15 protein-coding genes and 1 pseudogene are annotated in these 18,479 nt (G+C 72.6%); 9 read left to right on the forward strand and 7 right to left on the reverse strand.

Features of this window, described 5'->3' with window-relative positions:
* Window positions 1–80: 80 nt before the first annotated feature.
* The 3 genes and pseudogenes from AB0E90_RS13040 to AB0E90_RS13050 all read right to left on the reverse strand — a co-directional run.
* Window positions 81–632: pseudogene (locus AB0E90_RS13040) on the reverse strand (acyl-CoA dehydrogenase family protein); the annotation flags it as partial.
* Window positions 629–2,458 (reverse strand): rhodanese-like domain-containing protein, encoded by a 1,830-nt coding sequence (locus tag AB0E90_RS13045; protein ID WP_360403443.1) that lies wholly within the window; start codon window positions 2,456–2,458, stop codon window positions 629–631. The pseudogene AB0E90_RS13040 and the gene AB0E90_RS13045, both read right to left, overlap by 4 nt.
* Window positions 2,455–3,153, reverse strand: coding sequence for a hypothetical protein (locus AB0E90_RS13050; protein WP_360403445.1), 699 nt, complete (start codon window positions 3,151–3,153; stop codon window positions 2,455–2,457). Before AB0E90_RS13050 ends, AB0E90_RS13045 begins: the two co-directional genes overlap by 4 nt.
* Before the next feature lie 99 nt (window positions 3,154–3,252).
* On the opposite strand from AB0E90_RS13050, the gene AB0E90_RS13055 reads away from it, so the two are divergent.
* The 6 genes from AB0E90_RS13055 to AB0E90_RS13080 all read left to right on the forward strand — a co-directional run bounded on the left by AB0E90_RS13055 (window position 3,253) and on the right by AB0E90_RS13080 (window position 8,197).
* Window positions 3,253–4,110, forward strand: a complete 858-nt coding sequence (locus AB0E90_RS13055; protein WP_360403447.1) for a LysR family transcriptional regulator — start codon at window positions 3,253–3,255, stop codon at window positions 4,108–4,110.
* A gap of 130 nt (window positions 4,111–4,240) precedes the next feature.
* Window positions 4,241–5,083 (forward strand): ABC transporter permease, encoded by an 843-nt coding sequence (locus AB0E90_RS13060; RefSeq protein ID WP_360403449.1) that lies wholly within the window; start codon window positions 4,241–4,243, stop codon window positions 5,081–5,083.
* Between the two features lie 13 nt (window positions 5,084–5,096).
* Window positions 5,097–6,122 carry an ABC transporter substrate-binding protein gene (locus tag AB0E90_RS13065; protein ID WP_360403451.1) on the forward strand — a complete coding sequence of 342 codons (1,026 nt, stop codon included), beginning with the start codon at window positions 5,097–5,099 and terminating at the stop codon, window positions 6,120–6,122.
* Window positions 6,109–6,870 (forward strand): ABC transporter ATP-binding protein, encoded by a 762-nt coding sequence (locus AB0E90_RS13070; RefSeq protein ID WP_360403453.1) that lies wholly within the window; start codon window positions 6,109–6,111, stop codon window positions 6,868–6,870. The genes AB0E90_RS13065 and AB0E90_RS13070 overlap by 14 nt, the downstream gene beginning before the upstream one ends.
* Window positions 6,867–7,706 carry a TauD/TfdA family dioxygenase gene (locus AB0E90_RS13075; RefSeq protein ID WP_360403455.1) on the forward strand — a complete coding sequence of 280 codons (840 nt, stop codon included), beginning with the start codon at window positions 6,867–6,869 and terminating at the stop codon, window positions 7,704–7,706. Before AB0E90_RS13070 ends, AB0E90_RS13075 begins: the two co-directional genes overlap by 4 nt.
* A gap of 104 nt (window positions 7,707–7,810) precedes the next feature.
* Complete coding sequence (locus AB0E90_RS13080) at window positions 7,811–8,197, forward strand: hypothetical protein (protein ID WP_360403457.1); 387 nt, start codon at window positions 7,811–7,813, stop codon at window positions 8,195–8,197.
* A gap of 238 nt (window positions 8,198–8,435) precedes the next feature.
* On the opposite strand, the gene AB0E90_RS13085 is transcribed toward AB0E90_RS13080, so the two are convergent.
* Window positions 8,436–9,176, reverse strand: a complete 741-nt coding sequence (locus tag AB0E90_RS13085) for a histidine phosphatase family protein (protein ID WP_360403459.1) — start codon at window positions 9,174–9,176, stop codon at window positions 8,436–8,438.
* Complete coding sequence (locus tag AB0E90_RS13090) at window positions 9,176–9,955, reverse strand: phosphotransferase (protein WP_360403461.1); 780 nt, start codon at window positions 9,953–9,955, stop codon at window positions 9,176–9,178. The genes AB0E90_RS13085 and AB0E90_RS13090 overlap by 1 nt, the downstream gene beginning before the upstream one ends.
* A gap of 51 nt (window positions 9,956–10,006) precedes the next feature.
* Here AB0E90_RS13090 and AB0E90_RS13095 point away from each other — a divergent pair, with 51 nt between their 5' ends.
* Both AB0E90_RS13095 and AB0E90_RS13100 read left to right on the forward strand, forming a co-directional pair.
* The gene (locus tag AB0E90_RS13095) at window positions 10,007–10,876 is read left to right on the forward strand and encodes a class I SAM-dependent methyltransferase (protein WP_360403463.1); all 870 of its coding nucleotides are present in this window, start codon (window positions 10,007–10,009) and stop codon (window positions 10,874–10,876) included.
* Window positions 10,876–11,484, forward strand: coding sequence for a TetR/AcrR family transcriptional regulator (locus AB0E90_RS13100; RefSeq protein ID WP_360403465.1), 609 nt, complete (start codon window positions 10,876–10,878; stop codon window positions 11,482–11,484). The genes AB0E90_RS13095 and AB0E90_RS13100 overlap by 1 nt, the downstream gene beginning before the upstream one ends.
* Here AB0E90_RS13100 and AB0E90_RS13105 read toward each other — a convergent pair.
* Window positions 11,435–13,465 carry a response regulator gene (locus AB0E90_RS13105; protein ID WP_360403467.1) on the reverse strand — a complete coding sequence of 677 codons (2,031 nt, stop codon included), beginning with the start codon at window positions 13,463–13,465 and terminating at the stop codon, window positions 11,435–11,437. The two genes, AB0E90_RS13100 and AB0E90_RS13105, sit on opposite strands and share 50 nt — an antisense overlap.
* A 623-nt stretch (window positions 13,466–14,088) precedes the next feature.
* On the opposite strand from AB0E90_RS13105, the gene AB0E90_RS13110 reads away from it, so the two are divergent.
* Window positions 14,089–17,298, forward strand: a complete 3,210-nt coding sequence (locus AB0E90_RS13110) for a PAS domain S-box protein (protein WP_360403469.1) — start codon at window positions 14,089–14,091, stop codon at window positions 17,296–17,298.
* Here AB0E90_RS13110 and AB0E90_RS13115 read toward each other — a convergent pair.
* Window positions 17,253–18,455 carry a molybdopterin-dependent oxidoreductase gene (locus tag AB0E90_RS13115; protein WP_360403471.1) on the reverse strand — a complete coding sequence of 401 codons (1,203 nt, stop codon included), beginning with the start codon at window positions 18,453–18,455 and terminating at the stop codon, window positions 17,253–17,255. The two genes, AB0E90_RS13110 and AB0E90_RS13115, sit on opposite strands and share 46 nt — an antisense overlap.
* Between the last annotated feature and the right edge of the window lie 24 nt (window positions 18,456–18,479).

Consider the following 18,479-nt stretch of genomic DNA (forward strand, 5'->3'; position numbering starts at 1 on the left):
GGCGGGCGCCGGGGGATCGGCACGTCGGTGAAGACGACGTCGTGGCTGCCGCTGGCGCGCAGGCCCAGCTGGTTCCAGGCCGGCACGACCTCGATGCCGAGGGTGTCGGCCGGCACCACGAACGTGCCGACCCGCGGCGCCGGTTCGTCGGTGCCGGCCCAGACCAGGAAGTAGCTCAGGCCGGCGGCCCCGGTGACGAACCGTTTCCGGCCGGTCAGCGACCAGCCGGCGGCGGTGCGCCGGGCGATCGTGGCGGGCCGGCCGCCGCGGGACGGCGAGCCCAGCTCGGGTTCGACCCGGCAGGTGTTGAGCAGGGTCGGCTGCACCGCCGACTTGGCGAGCACCTCGGCGTAGACGTCGGCCGGCCAGGTCGGCCGCAACGCCTGGAACAGGTGCGGGAGCTGGGTCATCGACGCGATCAGGGCGACCGAGGGGTCGCCCCGGCCCAGGGCGAGCAGGATGCGGGTGAGCTCGGCGACGCGCTGGCCGGGACCGCCGTGCGCCGTGCCGACCGTGGCGGTGAGCAGGCCGGCCTCGTGCACGGCCTGCAACCCGGCGTGCGGGAACGCGCCGCTCCGGTCGTACTCGGCGGCGGTCGAGGCCAGCGTGGCGGTGAGCGCCGCCAGACTCATGGTGTTTCGCCGGTGGCGACCGGCCGGTCCGGGTCGGCCGACCACGCCGACCAGGAGCCGGGGTAGAGGGCCGCGTCGATGCCGGCGACGGCGAGGGCGGCGATCTCGTGGGCGGCGGTGACGCCGGATCCGCAGTAGACGCCCACATTCTCCAGGCCGGCGAAGCGTTGCCGCAGCTCGTCGGCGGTCTTGAAGAGCGGCACCCCGTCGCGCAGGTTGCCGGTGGTGGGTGCGCTGATCGCGCCGGGGATGTGCCCGGCCTGCGGGTCGACCGGCTCCACCTCGCCGCGGTAGCGCTCGCCGGCCCGGGCATCCAGCAGGGTTCCGGAGGACGGCAGCGCGGCCGCCTCGTCGGCGGTGAGGGTGGGCAGGTGGCCGCCGTCGAGCACGATGTCGCTGGCCGGTTGCGGCCGGGCCTCGCCCTGCCCGGCGCCGTATCCCTCGGCCCGCCAGGCGGCCAGGCCGCCGTCGAGGATGCGCACGTCCGGCACACCGGCCCAGCGCAGCAGCCACCAGGCGCGGGCGGCGGCGAGCCCGCCGGTGTTGTCGTAGACGACCACGCCCCGCTCCCGGGTGATGCCCCAGCGGCGGGCCGCGGCCTGCAACTTCTCGGTCGACGGCAGCGGGTGCCGCCCGGCCCCGGGCGCGTGCGGCCCGGCCAGGTCGGTTTCCAGGTCGACGAAGAGCGCGCCGGGGATGTGGCCCTCGCGGTAGTGGTCGTGGCCGTGCGGGTCACCCAGCGCCCAGCGCACGTCGAGCAGCACCGGCGGCTCGGGCTCGGCCACCCGGCGGTAGAGGTCGGGGGCGGAGACCAGCACCGGCGGGCGCTGCTTCTCCACGAGCAGGCCGGGCAACGTGCGAGCCAGGTCGGCGTCGCCCAGGGAGCCGGCCGGGGTGGCCTCCGCGACGGCCCGGTGGATCCGCCGCCGGATCGCCTCGTTGTGCGGGGTCGCGACGCCGTGCAGGCGGCCGAGCAGCACGATCTCGCCGCTCAGGTAGTCGATCTCGGGCGGTGCCTGGCGGGCGAGGCTCTGCCAGGTCGAGTTGCCGCCGCGCTCGCGGCCGGGGATCTCGGCGGCGCCGAAGCCGCCCGGGTCCGGGGTGGCGGGGGTGATGCCGGCCGCGGCGTAGACCGCCCGGGCCTCGTCGCGCAGCGCGGCGACCGCCGCGGCCCGCAGCTCACTCGGCGGGTAGAGCGCGTCGAGGCCGTTGACCAGGTTGCCGAGCAGCTTGGCGGCCTTGTGCGCGGCGACGTCCGGCACCACGTGCACGGTCAGGCTGCCGCGGCGCAGGTCGTCGGCGATGGTGGCGGCCACCCGGTCGGCGCCCTCGGGGTAGCGGCCCAGCCACAGCACGGCCGGTTCCGGGGTGCCCCGGTTGACCACGACGCCGGGCTCCAGGTGCAGGGCCGGGATCCAGACGACGCCGCCGATCACGTGCTCGAACGAGCGCAGCGCGATCCGCTCGTTCTCCAGGCCGTTCTGCAGGGTGACGATCGGCAGGTCGGCGGCGGCCGTGCCGGCGCTGCCGTCGGCGCGCTTGACCGGCTGCCACGCCCAGGCGACGATCGCGGCCGCGGTGTCCTGGGTCTTGGTGGCGAGCAGCAGCACGTCGCCCTCGGCCAGCTCGACCTCGGCCGGGCCGGCCGCGACCGGCAGGCGCAGCGTGTGCTCGCCGTCCGGGCGGACGTATCGCAGGCCGCCGTCGCGCAGTGCCGCGAGATGCGCGCCCCGCGCGACCAGCAGCGTCTCCACGCCGGCCCGGTGCAGCTCGGCGGCGAGCGACGCGCCGACCGCGCCCGCCCCGATCACGATGTAGCGGCTCATCGCAGCACCTGGGCGATGGTGGGCAGGCCGGCGCCGAGGCGCAGCCGCTCGAGGAACAGCACGATGGTGGCGGCCACGGTGCGGTGGGTGACGTCGTTGAGCACGTCGTGCCGGCCGCCGGCGATCGCGACGACGGCGCCGGGGTAGTGCGCGCGGGCCTCGGCCAGCGGGCTGACCGTGTCGGCGTCGCCGTGCAGGCCGAGCGTGGGGAGAGCAAGGTCTCCTCTAGCGCCGATCAGTTCAGTAGGAATTGGTGATGAAAAGAGAGCCCCTGGAGTGGCCGCGCCGCCGCCCAGCACGCGCTGGTGGTTGGGGCAGGCCGTGCGGGCCTCGACCTCTGCCTCCCAGCCGAGCAGGTTCACGGCGCCGCCCACCAAAGGCAGGCCGGCCAGGATCAGGGCGTCCAGGCCCGGGGCGTGCCGGGCCGCGAGGGCGAGCGCGAACAGCGCGCCGGTGTCCGGACCGACCACCACCTTGGGCCCCGGCGACGAGTCGTCGACCAGGAGTTTCTCGGCAGAAGTGAAGCTCGCCGCGAGATCGGCGGTGACGTCCGGCAGAACCCGGACGCGGTATCCGTCGGCGGAGATCCGGCGGCCGAATCGCTCGTAGGCCGCTTCCGTCTCGCCACGGCCGGCGGCGACCAGCAGGGTGCCGCGGGCGGCGATGCCGCTGGGTTCGTCGTACGCAGTCGTCATGACCGTCAGCATGCAGGCGCGCCGCCGGTGATGTCCAATACCGAATTCCCATCGGGATTGAATAGAACTTCTTATCAATTCGCTGCTAGCGTCCCCGGCATGGGACACGTGCTGGACATCGTCGCGCTGCGCAGCCTCGTCGCGGTCGCCGACTGCGGTGGCTTCCACCGGGCCGCGACCACGTTGCTGGTCAGCCAGTCGGCGGTCAGTCAGCACGTCCGCCGATTGGAGAAGGTCATCGGGCGGCCGATCGTCGAGCGGCACGGTCGCGGCGCCACCTTCACGCCGGACGGGCAGGCGCTGCTCGCCGAGGCACGGCGGATCCTCGGGGCCCACGACGACGCGCTGCGCCGGCTCGTCGGCGCCGACCGGCCGACCGTGACCGTCGGCACCACCGAGCACGCGGCCGACCTGATCCTGCCCGCGGTGACCGCGGCGCTGCCCGGGCATCAGGTGCGGTTCCGCATCGACCGCACCCGGCGGCTCGACGAGGCGGTCGACCGCGGCGTGCTCGACCTGGCCGTGCACCTGGCCGAGGCGTCCAACGCGACCGGCGAGCCGGTCGGCTCCCTGCCCCTGCTGTGGTACGCGGCGCCCGGCTGGCAGCCGCCGGCCGGCCGCGGGTGGCCGGTGGTGGCGATCGAGGAGCCGTGCGTGCTGCGCCGCCTGGCGCTGGCCGCCCTGCATGCGCGGGGCCTGGATCCCTACGTCGTGTGCGACAGCGGTTATGCGGCCGGCGTCCTCGACGCGGTGCGCTCCGGGCTGGGGGTGGCGCTGATGGCGGCGACCGCGTCCACCCCGGACGGCGTCGAGGCGCGCCGGGACCTGCCGCCGGTCGAGGCGGCCGAGCTGCTGCTGCGGGCACGCAACGGGGCCGATCCGGGGGTGGCGATCGCGGTCGCCGCGGAGATCCGCTCGGTCCTCGAAGTCCAGCAGCCGGGACAACTGGTTGCCTAAAACCGATAGGCAATGTAGGAATTAGGCGTCCGGCTGCCATCGATGGGCCGGGCAGTCCTTTATTCACGCGCTGCCGCTCGCACTTCTCGGACAACCGGCGCGCTCGTACGCCGTACCCCTGGAGTGTTTTTTGTCCACCTCGCTGGAAGTCCGGCCCGTCGCCGTCGCACCCGGCGCGACGCCCGTCGTTCCGCGGCGCCGGCGCCGCATCGCTCTGCGGCTGATCGCGCTGGTCGTCCTTTACCTGTTGTGGGAAATCACGGCGCGCACGGCGCGCAACCCGACCTTCATTCCCTCACCCGGCGCGGTCTGGCATCAGCTGATCGTCACCTCGACCACCCACGATGGTGTACGGGGTTACAGCGGTCACCTGCTGATCGAGCACCTCGGCGTCTCGCTGCGGCGCATCCTCATCGGATCGGTCATCGGCGTGGCCGGCGGCCTCGTGATCGGCCTGGTCATGGGCACCGTCACCTGGATCCGGGTGGTCACCGAGCCGGTCGTGACGTTCGTCCGGGCGCTGCCGCCGCTGGCGTACTTCAGCCTGTTCATCATCTGGTTCGGCATCGACGAGACGCCGAAACTGTGGTTGCTCTCGATCGCCGCGTTCCCGCCGGTCGCCGTCGCCACCGCCTCGGCCGTGCTCGGCGCGCCGACCGGTCTGGTCGAGGCGGCCCGGGCCCTGGGCGCCGGGAAGTGGGCGGTGGTGCGCGACGTGGTGCTGCCGCACGCGCTGCCGGAGATCTTCACCGGCGTGCGGATCGCGGTCGGCGTCGCCTACTCCTCGGTCGTCGCCGCCGAGACCATCAACGGCGTTCCCGGCATCGGCGGCATGGTCCGCGACGCCCAGCGCTATTCGCAGACCGACGTCGTCGTGCTCGGACTGTTCGCCATCGGCCTCTCCGGCCTGCTCATCGACGCCCTGCTGCAGATCGCCGAGAAACGGCTGATCCCGTGGCGGGGACGCGCATAGATAGGGGTTTTTCGTGAAGAAGATCTTGGCATCGCTCGCCGCCGTGGCTGTCCTCGCCGGCTGTGGCAACGGTGCGGCCAGTGGCGGCTCGTCGGGCAGCTCCGACAAGACCATCCGGATCGCCTACCAGGCGTTCCCGAGCGGCGACCTCGTCGTGAAGAACCAGGGGCTGCTGGAGAAGGCGCTGCCGGACTACAAGATCACCTGGACCAAGTTCGACTCGGGAGCGTCGATCAACACGGCGTTCGTCGCGAAGAGCCTGGACATCGCGGCGATCGGGTCGTCACCGGTCGCCCGTGGACTGTCGGCGCCGCTCAACATCCCGTACCAGGTCGCCTTCGTTCTTGATGTGGCCGGGGACAACGAGGCGCTGGTCGCCCGCAACGGCAGCGGCGTCACCGACGTGGCGTCGTTGAAGGGCAAGAAGGTGGGCACGCCGTTCGCGTCGACGGCCCACTACAGCCTGCTCGCCGCCCTGAACCAGGCCGGGGTCAAGGAGTCCGAGGTCAACATCGTCGACCTCGAGCCGCAGGACATCCAGGCCGCCTGGACCCGCGGTGACCTGGATGCGGCGTACACCTGGCTGCCTTCGCTCGCCGAGATCAAGAAGACCGGCAAGGTGCTGATCAGCAGCAAGCAGCTGGCCACCGCGGGCAAGCCCACCCTCGACCTCGGCGTGGTGTCCACCGCGTTCGCCACCGCCCACCCGGACGCGGTCGACGCGTGGCGCAAGGCCGAGGCCCAGGCGCTCGACCTGATCGCCGCCGACCCGGCCGGCGCCTCCAAGTCGATCGGCGCCGAGCTCAACCTGTCGCCGGCCGAGGCGCAGGACCAGCTGTCGCAGGGCGTGTTCCTCAAGCCCGCCGACATCTCCGCGCCGGAGTGGCTCGGCACCGAGAGCAGCGTCGGCAAGCTCGCCGACAACCTGGTCAGCGCGGCCGAGTTCCTCAAGGGCCAGCAGAAGATCGACTCGGTGCCGGCGCTGGCCGACGTGCAGAAGGCCATCTACGTGAAGGGCTTGCCGAATGTCCTCAGCTGAGGCGGTCGTCCTGTCCGCGGTCACGCACACCTATGGCGACGTGACCGCGGTCGGCCCCGTTTCCCTCACGGTGCCGGCGGGGGAGTTCCTCGTCCTCGTCGGCGCCTCCGGGTGCGGCAAGAGCACGCTGCTGCGCCTGATCGCCGGGTTCGAGCAGCCCACGGCCGGTTCGGTGGAGGCGGCCGGGGTGCCCCCGGCGCCGGGGCGCGGGGCCGGGCTGATCTTCCAGCAGCCGCGGCTGTTCCCGTGGCGGACCGTCGGCGGGAACATCGCGCTGGCGCTGCGCTATGCGGGAATTGTTCCGTCGCGTGACCGCATCGTGTCCCTCCTGTCCAGCGTGGGCCTCGACGACGTCGCCCACCGCCGCACCTGGCAGATCTCCGGCGGCCAGCAGCAGCGCGTCGCCATCGCCCGCGCCCTCGCCGTCGACAACCCGCTGCTGCTGCTCGACGAGCCGTTCGCGGCGCTCGACGCGCTCACCCGTGAACGCCTCCAGGAGGACCTGCGCCGGGTGAGCGCGGAAACCGGCCGCACCTGCATCTTCGTCACGCACAGCGTCGACGAGGCGGTCTTCCTCGGCAGCCGGGTCGTCGTGCTGACGCCCCGGCCCGGCCGAATCGCCCTCGACCTGCCCATCGACCTGCCGCGCTCCGGGATCGACCCGGAGGAGCTGCGCGGCCTGCCCGCCTTCGCCGCGGCACGCACCCAGGTGGGCGCCGCGGTCCGTCATCCGGAGGTTTTCGCATGAAGGAGCTCGAGGTTCTCGGTCCTGCCCTGGGGGCCGTCGTCCACGGGGTCGACCTCGCGTCGGTGTCCGACACCGACATAGCCGAGATCCGAGCAGCGCTGGTCGATCGCAAGGTGCTGTTCTTCCGCGATCAGGTGCTCGACGACGACGGCCAGATCGCGCTCGGCCGCCGGATCGGCGAGCTCACCGCCTCCCATCCGGTGGTCGGCGGCGTCGACGCCGAACACCCCGAGGTGTACGCCCTGGACAGCGCCGACAACGGCTTCGCCGACGTGTGGCACACCGACGTGACGTTCATGAAGCGCCCGCCGCTCGGCTCGATCCTGCGCGCGGTGGTGCTGCCCCCGACCGGCGGCGACACCCAGTGGGCGGACGCGCAGGCGGCGTACGCGTCGCTGTCCGCGCCGGTGCGCCGGCTGGCCGACTCGCTGACCGCCGTGCACGACGGCAACCGCGAGTTCGGCTACTACCTGGCCCAGCGCCGCGGCGGCCAGGGCAACGAGTGGGACGGCGAGGTGGTCACCCAGCTCGTGCCGGTCGAGCATCCGGTGGTGCGGGTGCACCCGGAGAGCGGCCGACCGGGCCTGTTCGTCAACCCCGGCTTCACCTCGCACATCGTCGGGGTGTCGGAGTTCGAGAGCCGGCACATCCTGGACCTGCTCTACGCCCACCTGACCAAGCCCGAGCACATCGTCCGGCACCGCTGGCGCCCGGGCGACGTGGCGATGTGGGACAACCGCAGCACGCTGCACTACGCCAACCGCGACTACGGCACCGAGCGCCGCGTCATGCACCGCATCACCCTGCGCGGCGACGTCCCGGCCGGCGTCGCCTGAGTTCCAATCCGCGTGCGCGGCTGACGAGGTGGGCTCAGGTCCGGGGCCCTCCGACCGAACTATCGCCCGTCGGCGACACCACTTCCGCACGGGGACGGATCATCATGAACGCAGAACGGCAGGTCCAGGACATCTGGCAGACCACGCAGCAGCCGCAGTACCAGGCGCGGCCGGCCCCGCAGCCCCAGTATCAGCCGCCCCACCCGGGTTACGCCCAGCCCAACTGGACCGCGCGCACCAACGGCCGCTCCAACAACTTCGCCGCGCCCGCCGGCCCGGGGCCCGCCATCTGGCCGGTCATCCTGTGGACCTCGCTGTTCGGGCTCTTCGGGGCGATCTCCGCCGCCGGCCGCGCCCGGACCGCCGCGGCGCTGGGCCTGCCGGGCAAGTACTGGATCGCGTTCGCCGCCACCTGCGCGTTCTGGACGGCGCTGACCGTGCTGATCATCGTGGCGGGCATCGCTCTGCTCAGCGCGGCGGCGACGTACTGATCCCAGGCGAGTGGGCCGATACGGTGCGGGCATGGCCTCTGCCGAAACCGGTTGGCTGCGCACGCCGGGCCTCACTCTGACCCGCCCGGCGACCACCGACATCGGCGACGTCTTCCGGATCCATGCCGACCCGCGGACGTACGAGCACGCGCCCGAGGCCCGCATGACGAGCCGGGCCGAGGCCGCCGATCTGTTCGACGCGTGGGACGGCCACTGGGCGGAGCACGGTTTCGGTCTACTACCGGTTCGCCCTCGTCAGGGTCGCGACAATCAAAGCCTTTTCCGGTACGGGCGGCGATGTCCACAACCGCGCCCTCGCCCGACCGCCGGCACCACGCGACCGGCGTGCAACACGAGCACGCGCCGCGCCTTTCGGGCAACGGGACCTCACATGGGTGGACCAGGCGGCGCGCGGCGCGCATGGGGAGGGGAAACGGACCTTGACGGCGGAACGATGCTGGAGCAGAAGGCCTGACGCGTCGATGAGGTCGGGCAGGCGCAGCCTCGACCAGAACTGCTCCGGGCCCGGGTCGAGCGTGACCCGGCTCGCCAGCCAGACGGTGAGGGCGAGTCCGTGCGTGCCGATGACGAGGGTCCGGTGCGTCCGGGCGGCGTGGTCGGCGACGGCCGCGCCGAATCGTTCGATGACCTCGTCGTGCGGCTCCCAGGCGGCGTGGCGTTCGCCCCGGACGTAGGCGCGCGCGGCGGCGCGGTACGTGTCGCCGTCGGTCCAGTCGGGCGGGCGGCGGACCTCCGCGAAGCGGGCGTCGGCGGCGATCGCCTCGGTGGGGGCGATCTCCCGCAGTGTTTCCCGGGCCTTGGGCTCGGAGCTGGCGACGTAGTAGGCCGGCGCCGGCATCCGCGGGGCGAGTTCGCGGGCGGCGGCGCGGCCCGCCTCGGAAAGATGCCAGCGCTCGGCCGGCACGGCCGGCTCGATCTCGGGCATGGCGTGCCGGATGAGCAGCAGGCGGGGCGGCATCAGAGCGCGGCGGCGCGGCGCAGCACGTCGGCCTCGCAACCGGGTGCGAGCGGGTCGAAGCCGTGTTCGACCAGCCAGCGGATCGCGCGCAGGCTGCGCACCGACCACCACGCGCGGATCACGTCGACATCGACGTCGGCGCCGTAGCCGGCGATGACGTCGCCGAGGTGTTCCTGGTGCCCGATCGTCAGGGAGGCGAGGTCGAACAGGGCGTCGCCGCGGCTCGCCTCGGACCAGTCGATCACGCCGGTGATCTCGTCGCCGGTGGCGAACACATGGGAGGCGTGCAGGTCGCCGTGGGTGAACACCGGTGTCCACGGCCGGAGCACGGCCTCGGCCACCCGGCGGTTGCGGGCCACCAGGTCGGCGGGGAGGACCTCGTTCGCGACCAGCCACGCGCACTCGGCGTCGAGCTCGGCGGCGATCTCGTCGACGGTCCAGCCGCACCATGGTGGCAGCGGCGCGTCGTGCAGCCTTCGGACGGCGGCGCCGGCCGCGGCCCACGCCGCCGGTGACGCGGTCGACGGCTTGCCGATGCGGCCGATCGGGGTGCCGGGGACGGCGGCCAGGGCGAGCACGGGCGGCTTGCGCCAGAGCACGGGCGGGGTCGGGATCGGCGCCAGGGCCATCGCTTCGACCTCGACGTCGGTGTTGGTCTGATCGGCGTCGATCTTCAGGAACACGTCGCCGACGCGCAGAGTCGCGCGCTCGTGATGGGCGATGACGACCTCGACCTGCTCCACACCGGACATTGTCGCGAGCGGGACGGCCGGCGTCATCGGATTTACCCGGGCTCTAGAAAATGGATGCTCGTTCATTATTCTGGGCGCGTGCAGAACAAGGCCAGCCGGACCGCGCAGCAGGTGGCTCTCTTCCGCGCGCTGGAGACGGCGCGCGGCCATGACCGGGTGTTCGACGATCCCCTGGCGGTGCGGTTTCTCAGCGGTGGCTATCGGCTGCTGGCCCGGGCGGCGCGGCTGCGGCCGGTCGGGCTGCGCCTGTCGCGGCTCATCGACACCCGCTGGCCCGGGCCGCGGCCGTCGGCGGTCGCCCGCACCCGGCTGATCGACGACCTCGTGCTGGCCGCCCTCGGCCGGGGCGCGCGGCAGGTTCTGCTGCTCGGGGCCGGTTACGACAGCCGTGCCTACCGGCTGCCCGGCATCGAGCGGGTGCGCGTCTTCGAGGCCGACCACCCGGCCACCCAGGCGGTGAAACGGCGGCTGATCCGCGGGGCGGTCCGGCCCGAGCGGCGCCGGCACGTGCGGTTCGTGCCGGTCGACCTGCTCGCCGAAGACCTGGGGGAGGCGTTGCTGCGCAACGGGTTCGCGGCGCTCGAGCCGACAGTGGTGGTCTGGGAGGGCGTCACCAACTACCTGACCGAGGCGGCCGTCGACGCCACGCTGCGGCGGCTCGCCGACCTGACCGCGACCGGGAGCACGCTGGCCTTCACGTACGTGGACCGCCGTGTCCTGGACGGTGAGATCGACGCCGGGCCGTGGCCGGAGGCGGTGCGGAGGGCCGGTGAGCCGTGGACGTTCGGGTTCGATCCGGCCCGGCTGCCGGGTTATCTGGCCGAGCGGGGCCTGCGGCTCGGGCTGGACATGTCCACCCACGACGCCGCCGACCGTTACCTTCGGCCGCTCGGCCGCCGCGAGCAGGCGGCCACGTTCTACCGGGTTGCCGAGGCGGAGATCCAGTAATGCCCAAGGTCAGCGAGGCGCACCTGGCGGCGCGGCGGCGGCAGATCCTGGACGCGGCGGCGGCCTGCTTTGCGCGCGACGGCTTCCACCGCACGTCCATGCAGGACATCGTGCGCGAGTCGGGGATCAGCGCCGGCCTGGTCTACCGCTATTTCGCGGGCAAGGACGAGGTGATCGCCGCGATCGTCACCGAGTGGCACGACCAGCGGCAGATGTTCGCGACCGGCACCGTCGACGAGCGGGCCGCCGCGTACCTGGATTATCTGCGTTCGGTGGGGGAGCCGTCGTCGGCGGCCCGGCTGCGGCTGGGCGTGCAGATCTGGGCCGAGGCGGTGCGCAACCCCCGGGTCCGCGAGCTGTCCCGCCGCAACGTCGACGACCCGCGCGCGGCCGTGGCCGAGATTCTGCGCGCCCAGGAGCTGGCGCCGGGCCTCGACCCGGATGCGCTGGCCCGCGTGCTGATCGCCGTCTACCAGGGACTCCTCGTGCAGACCAGCTGGGACGAGACGCTCGACAACGCCGCCTACGTCAACACCGTCGCGGCGCTGCTCGCGGCGATCATCCCGCCAGGGCCGCCTTCAGCGCCCCGAACAGCTGAGCGCTGCTGAACGGCTTCGCCAGGATCGTCCGGCCCGGTTCCAGGGAACGGCCCTCGTTGTCGATGAGGGCCTCGGCGTACCCGGAGATGAAGATGATTTTGGTGTCCGGGCGCTCGGTCTGGAAGCGGTGGGCGAGCTGGCGGCCGTCCATGCCGGGCATCACCACGTCGGTGACCAGGCAATGGATCGGGCCGGTGTGCTGCTCGGCGACCTGCAGCGCCTCGGCGCCGCCGCCCGCGGTCAGCACCCGGTAACCGGCCTTGGCGATGAACCGGGCGGTCACCTCGCGCAGGTCCTTCTCGTCATCGACCAGCAGCACGGTCAGATCACCGTTGATCACCGGAGCGGCGGAGACCGGAACGGCCGCGGCGGGAACGGTGGACGCCGGGCGCGGGGCCGGGGATTCGGCGGCGGGCAACCGGATGAGTACGGTCGTCCCGCGCCCGACCTCGGAGTCGAGCGTGATGTCGCCACCCGCCTGACTGACCACACCCTGTGCGGTGGCCAGCCCGAGCCCGGCCGTACGGCTGCCGGCCTTGGTCGAGAAGAACGGCTCGAAGGCGCGGGCCAGCACGTCGGGGGCCATGCCCCGGCCGTTGTCGGCGATGCCGAGCGTCGCCTGGCCGTGCGGGGAACGACCGGTGGTGATCGTGATGGTGCCGCCGTCGGGCATGGCGTTGCGGGAGTTGCTGATCACGATGTGCATCAGGCGATCGAGCAGGCGGGGGTCGATGCGGACCGGCGGCGAGTCGCCCGGCCGCAGATCCAGCTTGATCCCGGTCCCGGCCGCCTCGGCCAGCGTGCTCGCCGCGTCGCCCAGGAACGCGTCGAGGTCGACCAGCTCCGGCTGGCTGATCTCCCGGCGGCCGAACGCCAGGAGCTGCTCGGTGAGCTTGGTGGCCCGCTCGCCGCCCTTGGTGACCTGGCCGAGGTCGTCGAGCAGCGCCTCGCCGATGGCGGCGGCGATCCGGCCCGCCTCCATCTCGTCGGTGATCTGCTCGACCGCCAGGGTGAGGAAGCCGAGCATCGCGCCGAGCAGGTTGTTGAAGTCGTGGGCCATGCCGCCGGCCATCCGGCGCAGGCTGTCGAGACGCTCGGCGTCGCGGCGGCGAGCCTCGGACTGCCGCTGCCGCACCTCCCAGCCGGCCCGCTCCTCGGCCGCGACCACGTCGGTGATGTCGTCGACCATCACGACCGCGCCGGACAACTCGGCCTCGGCGTCGCGGATCGGCCGCAGGTGTACGCGCAGCCAGCGCACCTCGCCGTCCGGGCGCTCGATGCGGTTGCGGTAGCGGTGCTCGACCGCCTCGGCCGCGCCCGCGTGCACCACGGCCAGGGCCTCGTCGTGCGTCTCCGGGTCGAGGCAGTCCATCCAGCCCCGCTCGAGCAGCCGGTCGGCCGGCTCGCCGACGATCTCGGACAGGCGCGGGTTCACATAGGTGGCGTCGCCGTCGGCGTCGAGCAGCGCGATGCCGACGGGGGAGGAGGCGGCCATCGCCGCGAAGCGCCCCTCGGTGTGTTTCAGCGCGCGGACCTTCTCGACCAGCTTGGCGTTGATCGCGCGGGCATGCACGGTGGCGAACTCGTCGGCCGGCCGCGGGGTGATCTCGACCGGCCCGTTGCGCAGCGCCACGTCGACCGCGTCGAGCAGCTCACGCGGGTCGGCGCTGCGCAGCACCACCTGGGAGACACCGCACGCCTCGGCGATCGGCCGGGTCTCCGGCTCGAGGTAGTTGGCGGTGTAGAAGATGACCGGCGCGTGCGCGGCCTGCTCATCCGGGGCGTTGCGCAGCCGGTGGACCATCTCGAGGCCGTCGATGCCGGGCATGAGAACGTCCGAGACGACCACGTCGGGGTGGTGGCTCTGGGCCAGGGCGAGCGCGTCGGCCCCGTCACACGCCTCGATCACTTCGTGCCCGCGATAGCCGAGCAGCATGGTCATGAGTTCCCGGTTGGCGGCCACATCGTCCACGACAAGCACGGTCGCCACGGCATCCCCTCCCAAGGAAACGACTACGCCTCACCTGGGAAATTACCGCCACAAACAACCGATGAAGGTGATATTCCGGATATATGTCGTCTTCGCCGGAAGTTGCCGAGCGGGCGGCGTCCCGGCCCTCGACGATCTTTTCGCAGTCGATGGGTGCCGTCACCGGCCTCCTCGGTGTCAGCATTCTGATCTTCGCAGCTCTCGGCCGGGTGGGCGGGTTTGCCTGCGTCGCGGTCTGTCTCCTGCTGCTCGCGGCCGGGACGATCGGCCAGGCGCGGATCACCGGGCCGCGTCGCCGGGCCGGGGGCCTGCTGTCGGTGCTTGCCATCGCGGTCGCGATCGGTGGACTGCTGGTTCAGGCGCCGGCCGTTCCGGGGGGCGGCCCGGTGGCGCTCGGCGCCGCCGTCGCGGTGATCGCGGCCGCGGCCGGTGTGTCGGCTCCGGACTCGACGAAGCCGCAGGCGGCCGAAACGTTAGGGCCGGAAACGTTAGGCGCACGAACGTTAGGCGCACGAACGTTAGGCGCACGAACGTTAGGGCCACCAACGTTAGGTGAGCAAACGTTAGGCGCACGAACGTTAGGCGCACCAACGGAAACAGGTGATCGGAGCAGGCAGGCCCAGATGGAGACGATCATGCGGCACACGCCGACCGCGTTCTTCATCAAAGGCATCGACGGCCGCTACCGGATGGCCAGCGCCGCGTTCGAGGAGCTCTTCGCGATCGAGCCGGGCACCGCCGCCGGCCGCCTCGACCGGGAACTCCACACCGCGGAGACGCAAGCCGAGATCGAGCGCCGCGACAAGCTGATCGTGGCCACCGGCGAGCCGCAGGTGTTCGAGAACGAGCGGGGCAACCGCACGTTCGTGACGACCGGGTTCGCGCTCCGCGACGACGACGGTATCGCGTACGCCGTCTGCGGGGTGACCAGCGAGATCACCCGGCTGCGTTTCGCCGAGAGCAAGTTCAAGGCCCTGCTGGATGCCTCGCCGGAGGCGATGATCTGCATCGACGCGGAGAGTGTGATCGGGCTGGCGAACGCCCGGGCCGCGCAGGTGTTCCGCTACCGGCGTGACCAGCTGATCGGCATGCCGGTGGAGGCGCTGATCCCCCCGGAGCACCGGCAGCGGTGCCGCGATTATCTGGCCACGATCGAGCCGCGCAAGACGGGGGAGCGGCTGCGCCTGACCGCGCTGTGCGGCGACGGCACCGAGTGTCCGGTGGAGATCAGCCTGGCGGCGGTGGACGGTGAGGGCGGCACGGTCGTGTTCGCCACCGTGCAGGACGTCACCGACCGGCTCGCCCAGGCCCAGTCGGACGCGCAGTTGGCCGGCATCGTGGCCGCCTCCAGCGACGCGATCGTCTCGAAGACCCTGGACGGCACGATCCTGACGTGGAACCCCGGGGCGGCGCGGCTGTACGGATACACCGCCGAGGAGATGGTCGGCCGCGACGTCACGGTGATCCTGCCGCCGGACCGGCCCGACGAGGAGGCCCGCCTGCTGGCCCGGGTGCGCGGCGGTGAGCTGATCAAGCACCACGACACGCGCCGGGTGCGGCAGGACGGCACCACCATCTACGTGTCGCTGAGCATGGCGCCGATCCGTGACCCGGGTGGTGTGATCGTGGGGGCGTCGACGATCTCGCACGACATCACCGCCGAGGTGGAGGCGGAGCAGCGGCTGCGGTTCGAGCGTGAGCAGTTCCAGATGATCATGACGGCGGCCAGTGACCCGTTCATCAGCATGGATTACCGCGGTCTGATCACCGAGTGGAACCGGCAGTCGGAGCAGGTGTTCGGCTGGACCCGGGAGCAGGTGCTCGGCAAGCACGTGGTCGACACGATCCTGCCCGGCCAGTATGCCGCCGCCCTCGACCGGATTCTCGAGGGACGGTGGGACTGGCTGCTGGACCGGCCGACCGAGATGGCCGCGGTGCGGGCCGACGGCACCGAACTGCCGATCGAGCTGACCATGTGGCGGGTCCGCCGGGACGACCGGTCCACCTTCCACGCGTTCGCCCGCGACATCACCGCCCGCCGGCAGACCGAGCAGGCCCTGGCCCAGGCCCGCGACCAGGCGGTCGAGACCGCGCGGCTGAAGTCGCAGTTCCTGGCGTCGATGAGCCACGAGATCCGCACCCCGATGAACGGTGTGATCGGGCTCAGCGGGCTGCTGCTCAGCACCCCGATGAACGAGACGCAGCGCCGTTACACGCAGGGCATCAACAACGCCGGCGTGGCCCTGCTGTCAGTTATCAACGACGTGCTCGACTTCTCCAAGCTGGAGGCGGGCAAGGTCGTGGTGGAGCGGGCCGACTTCGAGATCTGGCGGCTGCTCGACGAGGTGGTCGGCCTGGTCGCCGACGTGACCGGGGCGAAGTCGCTGGTGGTGACGTCGCGTTGCGATCCGCTGCTGGCCGCGCCGGTGAGCGGCGATCCGGGCAAGCTGCGGCAGGTGCTGCTCAACCTGGCCGGCAACGCGGTCAAGTTCACCGCCGGCGGCCGGGTTCGGGTCACCGCGACGCCGGCCCGGGGGGATTTCCCGGAGGGGTGTGTGCCGGTGCGGTTCGAGGTGTCCGACACCGGCATCGGCATCGACGCCGACCAACAGGCCGGGCTGTTCGAGCCGTTCATCCAGGCCGACGCGAGCACCACCCGGCGCTTCGGCGGCACCGGGCTGGGCCTGGCGATCAGCCGGGAGCTGGTCGGGGTGCTGGGCGGCGAGATCGGGCTGCTCAGCGAGGCGGGCCGGGGCAGCACGTTCTGGTTCACCGTGCCGCTGTGGCCGGCCCGGCGCCAGGCGAAGCCGGCCTTCGACGGGCTGCGCGTCCTGGTGCCGGACGGTGACGGCACCGAGCAGGTGGCGTCGTGGCTGCCGGACGGCGTGGTGGTGCGGGACCCGGCGAAGGAGGTGGACGTCGCGATCCTGGACGACGTCTCGGCGCCGGTCCATGCCAAGACCGTGCTGGCCCGGCCGGACCGGCAGTCGCAGCTGTACGACGCGCTGGCCGGCCGGTTCGACGAGCCGGCCGAGGAGCGCACCGACGAGCAACCGGCCGGCCGCGGCCACGTGCTGCTGGTCGAGGACAACGACATCAACCAGACGGTGGCGCTGGGCATCCTGGCCAACCTCGGCTACACCGCCGACGTGGCCGCCGACGGGCGGCGGGCGGTAGAGATGGCGGCCGCCCGCGAATACCAGGCGGTCTTCATGGACTGCCTGATGCCGGAGATGGACGGATACGAGGCCACCACCGCGATCCGGGACGCCGAGCGGCGGGGCGGCCGCCGGGTGCCGATCATCGCGATGACCGCGGGCGCGCTGGCCGAGGACCGGGAGCGCTGCCTGACCGCCGGGATGGACGACCACCTCGCCAAGCCGCTGATGCCGGCCGACCTGTCCCGCGCTCTGGAGAAGTGGGCGCGGCCCGGGGTGCGGCAGCAGATCGAGCAGCGCCTCGATCTGCTGCGCGGGGCCGGGGCGGCGCTCGGCCCGGCCGAGCTGGCCGGCCTGCTGCGGCGGCTCAGCGCGCACGCGCCCGGCCACGTGGAGGACATCACCCAGGCGGTCGCGACCGACGACGCCGACCGGCTGCGGGAGGAGGCGCACCAGCTCAAGGGCGTCGCCGCCAACCTGGGCGTGCGCGACCTGGCCGACGTGTGCGAGCGGCTGGAGCGGGCGGCCCGCGACGGCGATCTGGACGCCGCCGTCGAGCCGCTGTCGCAGCTGCGGCCGCGCATCGCGGAGATGCTGGCCGCGATCGACGCGATCCTCGCCGGGCTGGATCAGCCGGCCGTGACCGGCACCCGCACCACGGCGTCGAAGAGGTAGCCGAGCGTGTTGTAGCGGGCCACGTCCGGCTGGGTGTGGCCGCGCACGTCGGTGGCGCGGGCGAGCAGCTCGTGCGGGCCGGCCGGGGGCCGCCAGTCGATCTCCCAGCGCTGCCACGCGCCGCCGGCCGGGCCGACCGGCCGGGCGCGACGCCAGTGTGTGCCGCCGTCGGTGCTGACCTCGACGTGCCGGATCGGCCCGTTCGCCGACCAGGAGCGGCCGCGCAGCGCCGTGCGCACGCCGGCCGGGAAGGTGGCGCCCGGGTCCAGCTCGAACGCGCTCTTGATCACCTGACGGTCGAACGGCGTGCCCTCGGCCGGGTAGTCCGGGCCGAACAGCCGGTAGAAGGTCGTGTTCCACGGCGAGAAGAGCGGCTCGGCGGAGACCTCGATGCGGCCCACCCACTTGATCGAGGAGATGCCGATCCAGTGCGGCACAACCAGGCGCACCGGGTGGCCGTGGTCGGCCGGCAGCGGCTCGCCGTTCATCTCGTAGGCGAGCAGCACGTCGTCGAGCGCCTTGCCGATCGGCATCGGGCGGCGCACCGGGCCGAGGTCGACGCCGCCGGTGACATAGTGCGGATCCAGGCCTTCGGCCTGCACGTCGACGGCATGCGGCGCGAGGCCGGCCCGGCGCAGGACCGACCCGAGGCGTACGCCCCGCCAGCGCGCCACCCCGACCGCGCCCAGCCCCCACGCCGTACCGCTGACGGTCTGGCCCTGCTGGGTGCTGTAGTAGCTGCGGCCGTTGCCGGCGCACTCGACCGCGACCGACCGGGTTTCGGCGGGGAAGCGTTTCAGGTCGGCCAGCGAGAAGGTCACCGGGGCGCCGCGCAGGCCGGCGCCGAAGATCTCGAGCCGCCAGGCGGCTGCGTCGATGATCGGCGTGCTGGTGTGGTTGCGTACGAAGAACCGGTCGATCGGCACGTGGAAGCCCTGATCGCGCATGGCCGACCAGCGCATCTCCGCGTTCGTGCCGAACACCGTGAACAGCTCGGGCGGCAGCGGCTTGAGGATCGGGCCGGCCGCTGCCGCGGGCAGCACTGCGATCCCGCCCGCCGCCGCGCTCAGCTTGAGGAAGTCGCGCCGGGAGAACCCGCGGGCCCGGCCGGCGATCCACTGCCGGAGCCGGCGTTCGTCGTACTCCGCCTCATCCATGACCGTGACTCTATCGAGCCGATA

Source organism: Actinoplanes sp. NPDC026619, from assembly GCF_040638295.1.
GTDB lineage: Bacteria > Actinomycetota > Actinomycetes > Mycobacteriales > Micromonosporaceae > Actinoplanes.